Source organism: Erythrobacter sp. WG, assembly GCF_026586795.1.
Lineage (GTDB): Bacteria > Pseudomonadota > Alphaproteobacteria > Sphingomonadales > Sphingomonadaceae > Erythrobacter.
Genome location: NZ_JAPFGY010000015.1, coordinates 33,759 through 48,902, shown reverse-complemented (window position 1 = coordinate 48,902; position 15,144 = coordinate 33,759). Strand labels below are relative to the sequence as shown.

Sequence of the window (15,144 nt, the reverse complement as noted above, 5' to 3'; positions counted from 1 at the left end):
CCGAAGGGCTAGAGGGCTGCGGTCATGCACGGCGATACCCCCACGCGCGATCCCCTCGGCAGCCCCGACGACGACACCCCGGACACCGGCCCCGCCGTGCTGTCGGAGACCGCCAGCGAGCCCGCGCCCAAGTCGCGCAGCCTCGCGCCCTTGCGCATGGTGTTCGGCATGGCGGTGCAATACCCGCGCGAGATCGCGCTGGCGCTCGTCGCGCTGGTCATCACCTCTGCGGCGACGCTGGCGATCCCCTATCGCTTCAAGGTCATCATCGACGAGGCCTTCTCCGGCCGCGCCAATCCCGAACAGATCGGCCACGCCTTCGAATACCTGCTGATGATCGTGCTGATCCTCGGCCTCGGCACGGCGCTGCGCTTCTATTTCGTCAGCTGGCTCGGCGAACGGGTGGTCGCCGACATCCGCCTTGCCGTGCAGCAGAACCTGCTGCGCCTTTCGCCCGGCTTCTACGAGGTGAACTCCCCCAAGGAAATCTCGAGCCGCATGACCAGCGACACCGCGGTGATCGAGAACGTGGTGGGCACCACGGTCTCGGTGGCGCTGCGCAATATGCTGACCGGGATCGGCGGGATCGGCTTCCTTGTCTATCTCGCGCCGCAGCTGACGCTCGGCCTGCTGATCGGCATCCCGCTGGTGATCCTCCCGATCGTCTTCTTCGGGCGAAAGATCCGCGCGGTCTCGCGCACCAGCCAGGACCGCATCGCCGACGTCGGCGCCTATGTCACCGAGGTGCTCTCGGCGATGAAGATCGTGCAGAGCTTCGGGCAGGAGCGCCGCGAGGGCGAGCGCTTTGCGGCGGTGGTCGAGAACACCTTCGCGACCGCCAAGCGTCGCATCCTCCTGCGCGCGGCGATGACGACGCTGGTGATCCTGCTGGTGTTCGGCGGCATCGTGCTCGTCATGTGGCGCGGCGCGCTTGCGGTGGCGGCAGGCGAGATCAGCGGCGGCACCATCGCCGCCTTCGTGCTCACCGGCGGGCTGGTGGCGGGCGCGCTGGGCGCGCTCACCGAAGTCTATGGGGATCTGCTGCGCGGCGCGGGCGCGGCGAGCCGGCTGGCCGAGCTCCTCCAGGCCAAGCCCGAGATCGCGCCGCCTGCCCGGCCCGAGCGGTTGCCGGTCCCGGCGCGCGGCAGCCTCAGCTTCCGCAATGTCTCCTTCCGCTACCCCGCCCGGCCCGAGACCGCCGCATTGAAGGACTTCACCCTCGAGATCGAGCCGGGCGAGACCGTCGCCATCGTCGGCCCCTCGGGCGCAGGCAAGTCGACCATCTTCCAGCTGGTCGAACGCTTCTACGATCCGCAGGCCGGCACCATCCGCCTCGACGGGGTGCCGCTGACCAGCGCCGATCCGGCCGAGATCCGCGCCCGCATCGCCTTCGTGCCGCAGGTCGGGGTGCTGTTCAGCGCCAACGCCCGCGACAACCTGCGCTACGGCAAGTGGGACGCCACCGACGAGGATATCTGGCAGGCCGCCCGCGCCGCCAATGCCGAAAGTTTCCTGCGCGCCCTGCCGCAGGGGCTCGACACGCACCTCGGCGAAGGCGGCACGCAGCTTTCGGGCGGGCAGCAGCAGCGCGTCGCCATCGCCCGCGCGCTGCTGCGCGATGCGCCGATCCTGCTGCTCGACGAGGCGACGAGCGCGCTGGACGCCGAGAGCGAGCAGCTCGTCCAGCAAGCTCTCGAGGGCCTGATGCAGGACCGCACCACGCTGGTCATCGCCCACCGCCTCGCAACGGTGCGCGCCGCTGACCGGATCGTGGTGCTCGATGACGGGCGGATCGTCGAACAGGGCACGCACGAGGCGCTGACCAAGGCGGGCGGGCTCTACGCACGCCTCGCCCGGCTGCAATTCGCCGCCGACGCGGCGTGATGTCTCGGACGCGCTAGCACGCGACGCAAACCACCCGCCCCGCCTCCCCGCCCGGCCACCAATGGTACACCATGCTATGGTGGCCGGGCGGGAAGGCGGGGCGGGCGGTCTGCGCCACCGGAGGTGGCCGGCAATAAAATCGACGAAGCGCAACCACCGCCGGACGAACCGCAACCCGGCGCGGCCCACGGCGTTAGTGTGACACCTTGCCGACATCCTGTCGCAACTCTCAGGGACTCGAGACGCACATGATCCACAAGACCGCCGCCCTTGTCGGGGCGAGCCTGCTCGCGCTGGCGACCCCCGCCTTCGCCCACGACGGCGATGACCACGATCTGCTCGCGCAGGCCGGGACCGAGACCGCCGCCGCGCCCCTGCCGACCATGAGCTTCGGCAAGTGGGGCTTCGATCCGGCCTACCTCGCCGCCGACGTCAAGCCGGGCGATGATTTCAACGCCTATGCCAACAAGAAGTGGATCGACGCCAACCCGCTGCCGGCCGACTTCAGCCGGATCGGCGCCTTCACCCTGCTCGGCGAGAAGAGCACCGCCGACGTCAAGGCGCTGATGGACGAACTCGCCGCGAAGGACCCCGCCAGCCTGTCGGGCGACGAGCGCCGGATCCTCGACACCTACCGCACCTTCCTCGATACCGCCGCGATCGAGAAGGCGGGCCTTGCCCCGGCGCAGCCCTATCTCCAGCGGATCAAGGGCGCCAAGACGCTGAACGATCTCGCCATGCTGTGGGCCGAGCCGGGCTTTTCCAGCCCGCTCGGCGCGGCGGTCACCATCGATGCCAAGCAGCCCGATCGTTACATCGCCAGCGTGGGCTTCGGCGGGCTGGGGCTGCCCGACCGCGACTATTACCTCGACACCAGCGAAAAGGGCGAGGCGATCAAGGCCAAGTACAAGGCCTACCTTACCTTCCTGCTCGGCGAGGCAGGCTACAAGGATGCCGCCGCGATGGCCGAGAAGGTCTATGCCTTCGAGGACGCCAACGCCCGCACCGTGCAGTGGGACCGCGCGGTGCGCCGCAACCGCGACCTCACCTACAACCTGCTGACCGAGGAAGAGCTGGCCGCGATCGGGGGCAAGGTGCCGGTCAAGGCGATGCTGGCGAAGATCGGGATCGAAAAGAGCCCCGGTTTCGTCGTCAGCCTGATGCCGCCCACCCCTGAGGAGATCGCGCAGTACAAGCTCGACGCCGCGACGCTCGGCAAGATCGGCACCGGGATGCCCGGGATGTTCGCGCTGGTCTCGCAAACGCCGGTGGACGTCCTCCAGGCGTGGATGGTCAAGGAGTTCCTGTCGGCCCATGCCCCGGTGCTGCCGCAGCGCTTCGACGACGCGCGCTTTGCTTTCTACGGCCAGACGCTGACCGGCACCCCGCAGCAGCGCCCGCGCTGGAAGCGCGCGATCGGCGAGGCCGAGAGCCTGATCGGCGAGCTGGTCGGCAAGGAATATGTCGCCCGCCACTTCCCGCCCGAGAACAAGGCGGCGATGGACACGCTGGTGGCCAACCTGCGCTTGGCGCTGGACGAATCCATCGGCCAGCTCAAATGGATGAGCGAGGAGACCAAGGTCCAGGCCCGCGCCAAGCTCGCGACCTTCGATCCCAAGATCGGCTACCGCCCCAATCTCGAAACCTATGAAGGCCTCGCGATCACCGCCGGCAACCCGATCGCCAACCGCATGGCGGCGGCAAGCTGGCAGCGGGCGGACAACGTCAAGAAGCTGTTCGCGCCGATCGACCGCACCGAATGGGGGATGCTCCCGCAGACGGTGAACGCCTATTACAACTCGGTGAAGAACGAGATCGTCTTCCCCGCCGGGATCCTCCAGCAGCCGTTCTTCGCGCTGACCAACGACATCGCGGTCAATTACGGCGCCATCGGCGGGGTGATCGGCCACGAGATCGGCCACGGCTTCGACGACCAGGGTTCCAAGTCCGACGCCAGCGGCGCGCTCAGGAACTGGTGGACCGATGCCGACCGCGCCGCCTTCGACACGCTCGGCAACCGGCTGGTGGCGCAGTACAACAGCTATTGCCCGCTCGACGACGGCAAGACCTGCGTCAACGGCCGCCTGACGCTGGGCGAGAACATCGGCGATGTCGGCGGGATCAGCATGGCCTACCGCGCCTACAAGCTCGCCACCAAGGGGCAGGAGGTGCCGGTGATCGACGGCCTGACCGGCGACCAGCGCTTCTTCCTCGCCTGGGCGCAGGTGTGGCGTTCGACCCAACGCGAGGACAACTACAGGAACCGCCTGCGCACCGACAGCCACAGCCCCGAAGAATTCCGGGTCAACGGCGTCGTGCGCAACATCGACGAGTGGTACGAGGCCTTCGGCGTGAAGCCCGGCGACGCGCTCTACCTGCCGCCCGAACAGCGCGTGCGCATCTGGTGAGCGTTTCTGTGTGCGTGCCCGCCTCCGCGGGCACGTCCTCGGCGAGCTTCAGGCCCTGGCGGGCCTGATCGCCTGCGGCTCGCGCGCGTGCGCTCGCGGCCCGTCCTAGGCGGGCCGGGCCGTCCAAGTCAGAGAGGCCCGCCCCGCAATCGGGGCGGGCCTTTTCGGTTTGACTTGGGGCAGCCCCTCGTCGAAGCACCGCGCCCATGAACGATTACCTCGCCGCCATCCTCCTCGGCATTCTCGAGGGGCTGACCGAGTTCCTGCCCGTCTCCTCGACCGGGCACCTGATCCTCGGCACCGAACTGCTCGGCTTCGACCAGGCCGACTGGGAGGTGTTCAACATCGCCATCCAGCCCGCCGCGATCCTTGCCATCGTGGTGCTCTACTGGCGGACCTTCTGGGACGTCGCCAAGGGCCTGCTGGGTTTCGAGCGGGGCGCGATCGCCTTCGTGCGCAACCTGCTCGTCGCCTTCTTCCCGGCGGTGATCCTCGGCCTCGTGTTCGGCGACTATATCGAGACCCTGCTCGGCAACGCGGTGATCGTGTGCTGGGCGCTGATTATCGGCGGCGTCGCGATCCTCGCCATCGAGCGCTGGGCGAACCCGCCCGCGACCGGGCCGGGCGTATCGGGCGTGCCGCTGAAGACCGCGATCCTCGTCGGCATCGTCCAGTGCCTTGCGATGATCCCCGGGGTGAGCCGCTCGGGCGCGACCATCCTCGGCGCGATGGCCTTCGGGGTCGACCGCAAGACCGCCGCCGAATTCAGCTTCTTCCTCGCCGTGCCGACCTTGACGGGCGCGACCGTGTACCAGCTCGCCAAGTACGGCGGCGGCCTCACCCCGCACGATTACACGCTGATCGGGATCGGCTCCCTCGCCGGGTTCTTCACCGCACTGGTGGTCGTGAAGGCCTTCATCGCGATCATCACCCGCGTCGGCTTTGCACCCTTCGCCTGGTACCGCATCGTCGCCGGCGTGATCGGGCTCGTCTGGCTGACCTTGCGCTGATCGCGGCGCGCCCTTGCACAATTGTCGGAACCGCTTGCCCCCACGCTCATTGGGGAGGGGAGCCGGCGCGGTGCCGGCCACAAGCAGGAAGACGAAGGCGAAAATGGCGCTGTTGGTGCTGATCGTGTTGGGGGGAACGCTGGGCTGGCTGGCCTCGATCCTCGCCCGGACCGAGGCGCCGGGCGATATCCTGCGCCAGATCGCGCTCGGCATGGTGGTCTCGGTCACCGCCGGCGAAATCGCCAATGACGGCACGATGATCGGCAGCCTGTCTCTCATGAGCCTCGGAACGGCCCTTGCCGCGACCGGCTTTGCCCTGGTGCTCTATCACGCCATCGCGGGTCGCAAGCTGCGCTCCCACACCTGAATTTTCGCAGGTCCGTGGAACTTCTCCTCCGCCCGGCGATAGTGCCGGGCCAGGCAGGCATCGGCACGCCTCGCCTCATGATGGAGAACACGATGAAGTTTACCGCGAAGCACACCGCCACGCTGATCGCCGCCGCGCTCGGCCTTTCGCTCGCCGCCTGTGAAGGCCCCAACGAAAACGCGATGGAAGACGCCGGCGAGCAGAACGCCGAAGCCGTCGCCGACAAGGCCGAAGCCATGGAAGACGCCGGCCAGATCACCGACGCGCAGGAAGATGCGATGGTCGACCGCGCCGAGGACAAGGCCGACGCCATGGAAAAGCAGGGCGAGGCGATGGACAACGGCACGGCGACCCCGTCGGCCCAATAATCGCAAAGGCGCCGCGGCCGGTTCAGGTCGAAGCGCGAAAGGGCGGCCCGGAACTGCGGTTCCGGGCCGCCTTGCGTCGCGCTAAACCGCTCTAGACCGGCGCCGCCCCGCTGCCCCGCCCGCCGCGCAGGTGGTATTCCTGGCTGCCCCGGTGCAGCACGTTGTCGACATCGATCACCGCGCTGTTGGCGTAGGTGAAGCCGGCCGGCAGGCTGCGATAGAGCCGGTCGAAATCGCGCTCCACCGTCTGGCGGTAGAGATCGGCGAAGCTCTCGATCACGAAATAGGTCGGTTGCAGGTCGCTGATCACGTAATCGGTGCGCATCACCCGGTCGACGTTGAGCATGATGCGGTTGGGGCTCTCCGCCTCAACTGCGAACTTCGCCTCGGTCGGCCCCGACAGGATGCCAGCGCCATAGGCCCGCACCGCGCCCGCCTCCTCGATCAGCCCGAACTCCACCGTATACCAGTAGAGCGCACCCAGCGCCTTCAGCCGGTTGTAGCGCATCGCCTTCCACCCGGCGCGGCCATATTCCTGCATATAGTCGGCATAGGTGGGATCGGTGAGCATCGGCACGTGGCCGAACACGTCGTGGAAGACGTCGGGTTCTTCGATGTAGTCGAAGGTCTCGCGCGTGCGGATGAAGTTCCCCGCCGGAAAGCGCCGGTTGGCAAGGTGCCAGAAGAACACGTGATCGGGGATCAGCATCGGCACCGGCACCACGCTCCACCCGGTGAGCGCGCCCAGTTCCTCGGAAAGCTGGCCGAATTCGGGCACCCCGCCGCGCCCCAGATCGAGCTTCTCCAGCCCCGCCATGAAGGCGCTGCACGCCCTTCCGGGGAGCACCTCCATCTGGCGCGCGAAGAGATCGTCCCACACCGCGTGATCCTCAGCCGTGTAAGCGGTCTGCGCGGGCTCGAGCCAGTCCTCGCTGACGTGCGCGGGCCGCGCGAGGGGCGCGGTGAAGACTTCCGCCGCCATCTCTGGCAGGGTTGCGAAATCGGGCTGGGGGTCTGCGAGAGTTGCCATGGTTTCAGATGATACTACTTTCGCGCCGACGGGACAATGAAAGGGGGGACGCCGATGGGCATGAAGCGCAAGGATTACGAAGCGGCCCTTGCACCGCTGACGCTCGAGCTGGTCAGCATGGCGCGCTGGGTGAAGGCGAGCGGGGCGCGGGTGGTGGTGCTGTTCGAGGGCCGCGACACGGCGGGCAAGGGCGGGGCGATCGGCGCGGTCTCGCGCGATCTCAACCCGCGCCAGTGCCGCACGGTCGCGCTGCCCAAGCCGACCGAGGCCGAACTCGGCCAGTGGTATTTCCAGCGCTATGTCGCCCACCTGCCGACCGCCGGCGAGATCGTGCTCTTCGACCGGTCATGGTACAACCGCGCGGGCGTCGAGACAGTGATGGGCTATGCCTCGCCCGAGCAGGTGAAGGCCTTCCTCAAGGCGGCGCCCGCCTTCGAGAAGCTGCTGGTCGACGACGGCATCCTGCTGTTCAAATACTGGCTCGCCGCCGATCAGGAACGCCAGGAGGAGCGCCTGCGCGAGCGGCTCGACGATCCGCTGAAGCGCTGGAAGCTGTCGCCCATCGATCTCGCCGCCCGCGCGAAATATGATGATTACACCCGCGCGCGCGAGGCGATGCTGAAGGCGACGCATACGAAGCACGCCCCTTGGACTCTCGTCGATTTCAACGACCAGCGCCGCGGGCGGCTGACGCTGATCCGTGACCTGCTGTCGCGGGTGCCCGACACCCACGAGGTTCCCGAGGCGATCGACTTCCCCGAGCTCGGCCGGGCGCCGGTGAAGGAGACCTTCGGCGTGCTGAAGCCGATTGCGGACTGGGAGGGGTAGGCACTCGTCTCCCCTCCCTTCAGGGAAGAGCCGGGGGTGGGGCGAGGCCGAAAGGCCTCGCACGTGGCCGCTGGCGTGGAGCCCCCACCCCCAGCCCCTCCCCAAGGGGAGGGGAGGTCAGAGCGCCGCGCTCGCCGCCGTCACCTGCCGCCCGTCGCCTGCAAACGCCGCCAGCTCGTAACCCTCGGCGCTGGCGCGCATCACAAGATGCAGCGGCTCGCCCGCGATGGCGGGGGAGAGGCCGCGGAATCGGAATGCGCGCAGCCGGTTCTCGCCAAGCTCGCGGGCGGCCAGTTGCAGCAGCAGGCTCGCGATCAGCGGGCCATGCACCACGAGGCCGCGATAGCGCTCGACCTCGCTGGCATAGGGCGCGTCGTAATGGATGCGGTGGGTGTTGAAGGTCAGCGCCGAGTATCGGAACAGCAGGCGCGGATCGGGGGTGAGGACGCGGTGCGCGTCCCAGCCCTCGGGCGAAAAGCTTGCCTCGCCCAGAGGGGGCGGAGCGAGCGCTTGACCCGGGTTAGCCGCCTCTCGGTAGACGATAGACTGGGTCTCGACCACCGCCAGCGTGCCGTTGGCGCGTGTTTCACGTGAAACATCGACAAAGGCGAGCGGCCCGGTGGAGCCCTGCTTTTCGCTGATCGCGGCGATCCGGCTGGTCTGCGCAATGACCGCGCCGATGGCGATCGGGGCGTGGAAGTGGATCGTCGAAGATGCCCACATCCGGCGCGGCATCTGGAAGGACGGGAGAAAGCTGTCCGCGCCGTCCTCCCGTGCCGGATGCCCGTCCTCGCCCAGCTTGGCGGTGGGCGCTTGCGGTGTGCAGAGCGCGAAGTGGATGCCCTGCGGCATGATCGGGGGATGCGGTGTCGCAAGGTCGAAGGTGGCGAGCCAGCGCGCCGCCAGCCCCTCGTCCAGCCGGTCCTTGGCGCGGATCTCGCGCCCGATCCACGCATCGTAGCTCATGCCGCCCGCTCGAACACGGCGGCGATCCCCTGGCCGCCACCAATGCACATGGTTTCAAGGCCATAGCGCACGCCGCGGCGGTGCATCTCGTGCGCCATGTCGGCGAGGATGCGGCCTCCGGTGGCGCCGATGGGATGGCCGAGGCTGATCCCCGAACCGTTGACGTTGAGGATCTCGTGGCGCGAATCATCCTGCGACCAGCCCCAGCCCTTGAGAACGCTGAGCACCTGCGGCGCGAAGGCCTCGTTCAATTCGACCAGCCCGATATCGTCCCAGCTATACCCGCGCCGTTCAAACAGGCGCTCGACCGCAGGCACCGGGCCGATCCCCATGCGCGCCGGATCGCAGCCCGCCGCCGCCCAGCCGCCGAACCACAGCATCGGGGTGAGGCCGAGCTCCCCGAGCTTGTCCTCCGCGACCACGAGGCAGGCTGCCGCCGCGTCGTTCTGCTGGCTGGCATTGCCCGCCGTTACAATGGCTTGCGGATCGCGGCGTAGGTCGATGGGGGCGAGCTTGCCGAGGGTCTCCATCGAGGCGTCGGTGCGATAGCCTTCGTCATGGTCGAAGACCACGGATTCACCCTTGCGGCTCGGGATGGTGACGGGGACGAGCTGTTCGGCAAACTTGCCCTCGGCCCAGGCGCGAGTAGCGTTTTGGTGCGAGCGGACGGCGAAGGCGTCGGCCTCCTCGCGGGTGATGCCGTAGTCCTTGGCGAGGTTTTCGGCGGTCTCGATCATCCCGGTGATGACCCCGAAGCGCTCGATCGGCTGGCTCATCACGCGGCCCCTGCTGAGGCGGTCATGCAGCACCATGTCGCCCATCCTGACGCCCCCGCGCGCGGCGAGGGTGTAGTGCTCGACGTTCGACATGCTCTCGACGCCGCCCGCAACCACCACGTCGGCCATCCCGGTCTCGACCATCATCGCCGCGGTCGCCACCGCCTGCACGCCGGAACCGCAGCGGCGGTCCAGCTGGAAACCGGGGACTTCGATCGGCAGGCCAGCCGCAAGCCAGCTCCAGTGGCCGATCGCGGGGGCCTCGCCATTGCCGTAGCCCTGCGAGAACACGACATCGTCCACCCGCGCCGGATCGATGCCCGAGCGCTCAATCAGCGCCTTGAGGATCACCGCGCCCAGTTGGCCCGCATTCAGCCCCGCAAGCCCGCCGAGGAACTTGCCCACCGGGGTGCGCAGGGGGGTGCAAATGGCGGCGCGTCTGGTCATGCTATCAATTCTCCAACAATTCCGTTCGCCTCGAGCGAAGTCGAGAGGCCTTGCGCAGGTGTCTCGACTGCGCTCGACACGAACGGATGGGGTGTCACTTGTCGCTCAAGGCCACCGTTCCCGCATCGACCAGCTTGCCGATCGCGCCCGAGGACAGGCCGAGCTTCTCCGCCAGCACTTCCTCCGAATGCTCGCCAAGATAGGGGGCGGGCGCGGGGTCGCCTGCCTCGCGTCCCGGAAGGTTCACGAAGCTGCGGGTGGCGGGGTAGGCGAAACCGGAGGGGTTGGCGGGGGCGGGGCCGAACAGCGGGTTGCCTGCCACCAGCACCGGATCGTTCGCCGCCTCATAGGCGGTGCGGTAGCGTTCGAAGGTGCAGGTTTCGGCGGCCATGCGGGCTTCGAGCGTGGCGTAATCCATGCCGTCCGCCGCCTGCTGGAACAGCGCGAACAGCGCGGCGCGGTGCTGGAAGCGCGGGGTGTCCCCGTCGGCGAAGCGGACGCCGTGTTCGGCCTCGAGGGCGGCGATGCCCTCAGCCACGCCGAAGGCCTTGACCAGCCCGCTCCACTGCTTGGGCGTGAGCGCGGCGACCATGAACCTGACGCCGTCCCGGCTGCGGAAATCGCGCCCGAAGGCGCCCCATATGGCATTGCCCAATCGCTCGCGGTCACCCCCGCGATAGAGCACTTCGGCCAGCAATCCGGCGTTGGCCATCGTCCCGATCGCGACGTCGCCGAGAGGCAGGCGCACCTCGCTGCCCTCGCCCGTCCGGTCGCGGTGGCGCAGGGCGGCGAGCATGGCGAAGGCGCCGTAGGCCCCGGTGATGAAGTCCCACGCGGGGAGCACTTGGTTGACCGGCGGGGCGGTCGCCGGGTCCCACTCCTCCGGCCCGCACATGAGGGGATAACCCGCCGCGGCGTTCACCGTAAAATCCATCGCCTGCCGCCCATCGTGCCAGCCCATGATCCTGAGGCTCACCATGTCGGCCCGCTTCGCTTGCATCGCGGCATGGCTGAGGAAGCTCTGCTCGGGCAGGTTGGTGATGCACTGGCCGACCTTGGCCGCAAGCTCCACCAGCAGCTCGCGCCCTTGCGGAGATTGCAGGTCGAGCGCGACCGACTTCTTGGCGCGGTTGAGGTTCTCCCACGAGAGGCTGCGCCCCTCGCGGGTGAGCATGTAGCGGTTGTAATCGAGCCCGCCCGCCTTGTGGTCGACGCGGATCACTTCCGCGCCAAGCTGCGCGCAGTAGAGCCCCGCGGTGGGCGAGGCGACGAAGCTCGAGACTTCGACGATGGAGAGGTCGTTGAGGAGGTTGTACATCTCAGGCGTTGGCCGCCCACTCGCGCAGCATATGCTTGGCGATCTGGAGCTGGAGGATCTGCGTCGTGCCTTCGTAGATGCGGTAGATGCGCGCATCGCGGAAGAAGCGTTCGGCGTCGTATTCGGCCAGATAGCCGGCGCCGCCGTAGATCTGCACCACGCGGTCGACGACGCGGCCGCACATTTCGGAGGCGAAGACTTTGAAGGCGGCGGCCTTCACCAGAATGTTCTCCCCCCGGTCGGCGCGGGCGGTGACGTCCTTCATCATGGCTTCGGCGGCATAGATCTCGATCTCGCTGTCGGCGAGCATCTGCTGGATCAGCTGGAAATTGGCGATCGGTTCGCCAAAGGCCTTGCGCTCGTTGGCGTAGCGCAGCGCGCTGTCGAGCGCGCGGCGGGCATAGCCGGTCGCCGCCGCGCCGACGCTGATGCGGCCGTTGTCGAGGCTCTTCATCGCGAAGACGAAGCCCTTGCCGGTCTCGCCGCCGAGCAGCGCGTCACCCGGCACCCGCACATCGTCGAGCATGATGTCCGAGATGTGGGAGCCCGATTGCCCCATCTTCCTGTCGGGCGAACCGCGCGAGACGCCCGGCGTGTCCATCGGCACCAGAAACGCCGAGACGTGCGCGTTCTTGGGCAGCGCCTCCTTGGCTGTCCGCGCCATGATGAGGGCGACGTCGGCATGGGGGGCGTTGGTGATGTAGCGCTTGGTGCCGTTCAATATCCAGCCGTTGCCGTCAGGATCAGGCGTGGCGGTGGTCGCCATAGCGGCGCTGTCGCTACCTGAGCCGGGTTCGGTCAGGCCGAAGCAGGCGATTTTCCCTTCCGCGATCTTCGGATACCACTCGGCCTTCTGGGCTTCCGTCGCGCCGTTCTTCAAGGCGCTGGCGAACATCCCTACATTGATCGAGAAGATCGAGCGATAGGCGGGCGCGGCATAGGCCATGATGTTCACGACGCGGGCATATTGCGTCGTGTTGAGCCCCGCGCCGCCATATTCCTCCGGCACCGAGAGGCCGAACAGCCCCATCTCGCGCATTTCGTTCACGATTTCGTCGGGAATGCGGTCCTCGGCGATCACCTGCGCCTCGGCGGGGATCAGCCGCTCGCGCACGTAGCGGGCGAGCTGCTCGGCGAACTGCTCGAAGGTCTCTTCGTCCATCCCGGGATTGTGCGGGGCAAGGTTGGCGGGAGCGTTCATGGTCGTGGTCCTTGTCGCAAAAGGAGGGACGCCTAGGGCGCCGCGGCGGAGGCCTCCGGCGTCGGCGCATCGGCGGGCACATCGCTGGGCAGCGCCTCAGGTGGCAGCTTGCGCTCGTCGAGCATCGAGGCCGCGTCCTCGAGCGCCTTGGCCTCGCCCGGGCTCACCCCGCCGGGCGCCTTCGCGCCCTCCTCGCCGCAAGCGGCCAGGACGAGCGCGAGCGCGCAGACGGCGGGCAGGCAGCGTCGCACGGCGCGGCGCCTATTCCGCCGGGGTGGCTTCGGCGGCGGTGATGGCCTTGGCGGCAACATCGGCCGCCGCATCGGCAGCGGCGGTGGTGGTCGCCTCGGGCGCGGCCGGCGCATCCGTCGCCGTGGCGGTCGGATCGGCGACCGGCGCGTCGTTCACCGGGGCGAGCGCGCTGTCGGCGGGCATCTCGACGGTGTCGGCCGTGGCTTCGGTCGAAGCATCGTCGGCGCTGCCGCAGGCGGCGAGCATCAGCATGGGCGCCGCGATCACGGCAAGGGTCCTGAGTGTGCGCATGGGGAATCTCCTCTCGATGAGCGGGGATCGGAGCGCCCGAGGCTCCGTCCGGTCTGGGGCAGGGTTTAGCCACGCGGGGGCCCGCCCGCCAAGTGCCAAATGGGAACACCGCGTCCGGGGCCGGTGGTTGCCGCAAGGGCCGATGGTATCATGTCGCCATGACCTCCACCGCTCCCCGTGCGCCGACCCGGGCGCTGATCACCGCCGCGGCGCTCGCCCTGCCGCTCGCCGCCGCCAGCGCGCAGCCGGTGCCCGATGCCTTCACCATCGTGGAAAGCGGGCAGCGGTTTTCCACGCTTCAGCAGGCGGTGGACGCCGTCGGCAATACCCGCGCCACGATCCGCATCCAGCCCGGTACCTACCGCCAATGCGCCGTCCAGACCGATGGCGTGATCGTCTACGAGGCGGCCGAGCCCGGCAGCGTGACCTTCATGGCGCGCGCCTGCGAAGGCAAGGCGGCGCTCGTCCTGCGCGGCATCGGCGCCGAGGTGCGCGGCATCACCTTCAGCAACATCAAGGTGCCCGACGGCAACGGCGCAGGCATCCGGCTCGAGAAGGGTGCATTGAACGTCGCCCAGGCGCGCTTCCAGGACAGCCAGCAAGGCATCCTCACCGCCGACGACCCTGCGGGCCGCATCTTCATCACCCGTTCGACCTTCACCGGGCTCGGCACCTGCGAGAATTCGGCCGGCTGCGCGCATTCGATCTACATCGGCAATTACGGTTCCCTCACCGTTCGCGAGAGCCGCTTCGAACGCGGCACGGGCGGGCACTACGTCAAGGCCCGCAGCCGCGAGGTGATCCTCGAAAACAACAGCTTCGACGATGCGAACGGCAAGGCGACCAACTATATGATCGACCTGCCGGCGGGCAGCGTTGGCCGGATCGCGGACAACTGGTTCGTGCAGGGGCGCGACAAGGAGAACTATTCCGCCTTCATCGCGCTGGGGGCGGAGGACCTGCTGCACCCGTCAGACGGCTTGCAGGTGGTGGACAACGAGGCGCGCTTCGTCCCCGGCGTCACCCGCAGCAGCGCCTTCCTCGCGGACTGGACGGCCTCTCAAATCGTGATGCAGGGCAACAGGATCGCGGGCGGCATCAAGCAATACGAGCAGCGCTGAGGCTTGCGGCCTGCTCGAAAAGCGCGACGACTGTCCGCTTTCGGAAAGCCGCTGCAGTTGCCTCGGTGACGGCAAATGGGTGGAAAGGCGAATGGCGGCTTTGAGGGCTTAGATCTGCTCGAAATGTTTAAGGCCAAAGCCTTTCAATTCAGCCCCCTCAATCGCATCGCCAAACGCATCAGAGCAGTGCACATAGCTGCGTGCGCGGTAAGGATCGCGCCACAGATGATGATTTCCAATCGCTTTTAGGCTGAACACTGCCTTCTGAGGAGGATCGGCCTCCGCATCAATGTGCCAACGGCCGCGACGTAACCCATCCTCCATGCGCTCGTCGTAAAAACCTCGGAAGGGTATGGTCGTAAGGTGTGGATCGAGACTGTCGATCAAAGTGCAGCATACGAACCAGTAGAAGGTGCCGAACGGATCGGCGTCGTTCCGATTGAAATACATCTGAACTGGCAGAAACTGATGCACGCCAAGCTCAAAACGATCAACGATATCATGAAATCTTCTTGATACCAGCATAATCTCGTTATTGCCGAAGGCGTAATCAGGCGGCAACTTGCTTTTGCTTTTCCAGATCATTGCCTTCGGTGCAGTTTCGGGTGCGATGGGATAGCCATAGCCCAAGCGCCGACTATGATTTTCTTCCCCTTTGGCATGTCGGTCTACCGCATCAGGATGCAGATAATCGACCCTTGTCCATGCTTCATCGCCGCCCACAGTTTCAATGCCGGGCGTCGTCTCATAAACACTGACCTTGCCAAGCGAATAGACCATCGCACTTTCTCCCGCAGCACACGCCAAAGGCGTTCGCTTATTCCGGCCCGTTTACGCTATTCGCAATCGCTGCCAAATGGCTGGATGTCGGACGGAA

15 protein-coding genes are annotated in these 15,144 nt (G+C 67.5%); 7 read left to right on the top strand and 8 right to left on the bottom strand.

Features of this window, described 5'->3' with window-relative positions:
* The first annotated feature begins 24 nt into the window (after positions 1 to 24).
* The 5 genes from OPU67_RS09365 to OPU67_RS09345 all read left to right on the top strand — a co-directional run bounded on the left by OPU67_RS09365 (position 25) and on the right by OPU67_RS09345 (position 6,037).
* Positions 25 to 1,884 carry an ABC transporter transmembrane domain-containing protein gene (locus OPU67_RS09365; protein WP_267619270.1) on the top strand — a complete coding sequence of 620 codons (1,860 nt, stop codon included), beginning with the start codon at positions 25 to 27 and terminating at the stop codon, positions 1,882 to 1,884.
* Between the two features lie 248 nt (positions 1,885 to 2,132).
* Entirely contained in the window at positions 2,133 to 4,292 is a 2,160-nt protein-coding gene (locus tag OPU67_RS09360; protein WP_267619269.1) for a M13 family metallopeptidase, read from the top strand.
* A gap of 206 nt (positions 4,293 to 4,498) precedes the next feature.
* Positions 4,499 to 5,302, top strand: coding sequence for an undecaprenyl-diphosphate phosphatase (locus tag OPU67_RS09355; protein WP_267619268.1), 804 nt, complete (start codon positions 4,499 to 4,501; stop codon positions 5,300 to 5,302).
* A 70-nt stretch (positions 5,303 to 5,372) separates the two neighbouring features.
* Entirely contained in the window at positions 5,373 to 5,669 is a 297-nt protein-coding gene (locus OPU67_RS09350) for a hypothetical protein (protein ID WP_267619267.1), read from the top strand.
* A gap of 14 nt (positions 5,670 to 5,683) precedes the next feature.
* Entirely contained in the window at positions 5,684 to 6,037 is a 354-nt protein-coding gene (locus tag OPU67_RS09345) for a hypothetical protein (protein ID WP_267619266.1), read from the top strand.
* A gap of 91 nt (positions 6,038 to 6,128) precedes the next feature.
* Here OPU67_RS09345 and phhA read toward each other — a convergent pair whose 3' ends face one another.
* A complete protein-coding gene (phhA, locus tag OPU67_RS09340; protein WP_267619265.1) occupies positions 6,129 to 7,067 on the bottom strand; it encodes a phenylalanine 4-monooxygenase in 939 nt (312 codons plus the stop codon).
* Positions 7,068 to 7,121: 54 nt separating this feature from the next.
* On the opposite strand from phhA, the gene ppk2 reads away from it, so the two are divergent.
* Positions 7,122 to 7,895, top strand: a complete 774-nt coding sequence (gene ppk2, locus OPU67_RS09335) for a polyphosphate kinase 2 (protein WP_267619264.1) — start codon at positions 7,122 to 7,124, stop codon at positions 7,893 to 7,895.
* A gap of 117 nt (positions 7,896 to 8,012) precedes the next feature.
* Here ppk2 and OPU67_RS09330 read toward each other — a convergent pair whose 3' ends face one another.
* From OPU67_RS09330 to OPU67_RS09305, 6 genes are all read right to left on the bottom strand, one after another.
* A complete protein-coding gene (locus OPU67_RS09330; protein WP_267619263.1) occupies positions 8,013 to 8,861 on the bottom strand; it encodes an FAS1-like dehydratase domain-containing protein in 849 nt (282 codons plus the stop codon).
* On the bottom strand, positions 8,858 to 10,084 hold the full coding sequence (locus OPU67_RS09325) for an acetyl-CoA C-acetyltransferase (protein ID WP_267619262.1): 1,227 nt from the start codon (positions 10,082 to 10,084) through the stop codon (positions 8,858 to 8,860). The genes OPU67_RS09330 and OPU67_RS09325 overlap by 4 nt, the downstream gene beginning before the upstream one ends.
* Before the next feature lie 94 nt (positions 10,085 to 10,178).
* Positions 10,179 to 11,402, bottom strand: a complete 1,224-nt coding sequence (locus tag OPU67_RS09320) for a CoA transferase (protein ID WP_267619261.1) — start codon at positions 11,400 to 11,402, stop codon at positions 10,179 to 10,181.
* Position 11,403: 1 nt separating this feature from the next.
* Positions 11,404 to 12,603, bottom strand: coding sequence for an acyl-CoA dehydrogenase family protein (locus OPU67_RS09315; RefSeq protein ID WP_267619260.1), 1,200 nt, complete (start codon positions 12,601 to 12,603; stop codon positions 11,404 to 11,406).
* Between the two features lie 32 nt (positions 12,604 to 12,635).
* On the bottom strand, positions 12,636 to 12,854 hold the full coding sequence (locus tag OPU67_RS09310) for a hypothetical protein (protein WP_267619259.1): 219 nt from the start codon (positions 12,852 to 12,854) through the stop codon (positions 12,636 to 12,638).
* Between the two features lie 10 nt (positions 12,855 to 12,864).
* On the bottom strand, positions 12,865 to 13,146 hold the full coding sequence (locus OPU67_RS09305) for a hypothetical protein (RefSeq protein WP_267619258.1): 282 nt from the start codon (positions 13,144 to 13,146) through the stop codon (positions 12,865 to 12,867).
* A gap of 158 nt (positions 13,147 to 13,304) precedes the next feature.
* On the opposite strand from OPU67_RS09305, the gene OPU67_RS09300 reads away from it, so the two are divergent.
* Complete coding sequence (locus OPU67_RS09300) at positions 13,305 to 14,267, top strand: right-handed parallel beta-helix repeat-containing protein (RefSeq protein WP_267619257.1); 963 nt, start codon at positions 13,305 to 13,307, stop codon at positions 14,265 to 14,267.
* Positions 14,268 to 14,375: 108 nt separating this feature from the next.
* On the opposite strand, the gene OPU67_RS09295 is transcribed toward OPU67_RS09300, so the two are convergent.
* Positions 14,376 to 15,047, bottom strand: a complete 672-nt coding sequence (locus OPU67_RS09295) for an imm11 family protein (protein WP_267619256.1) — start codon at positions 15,045 to 15,047, stop codon at positions 14,376 to 14,378.
* Positions 15,048 to 15,144: the final 97 nt, after the last annotated feature.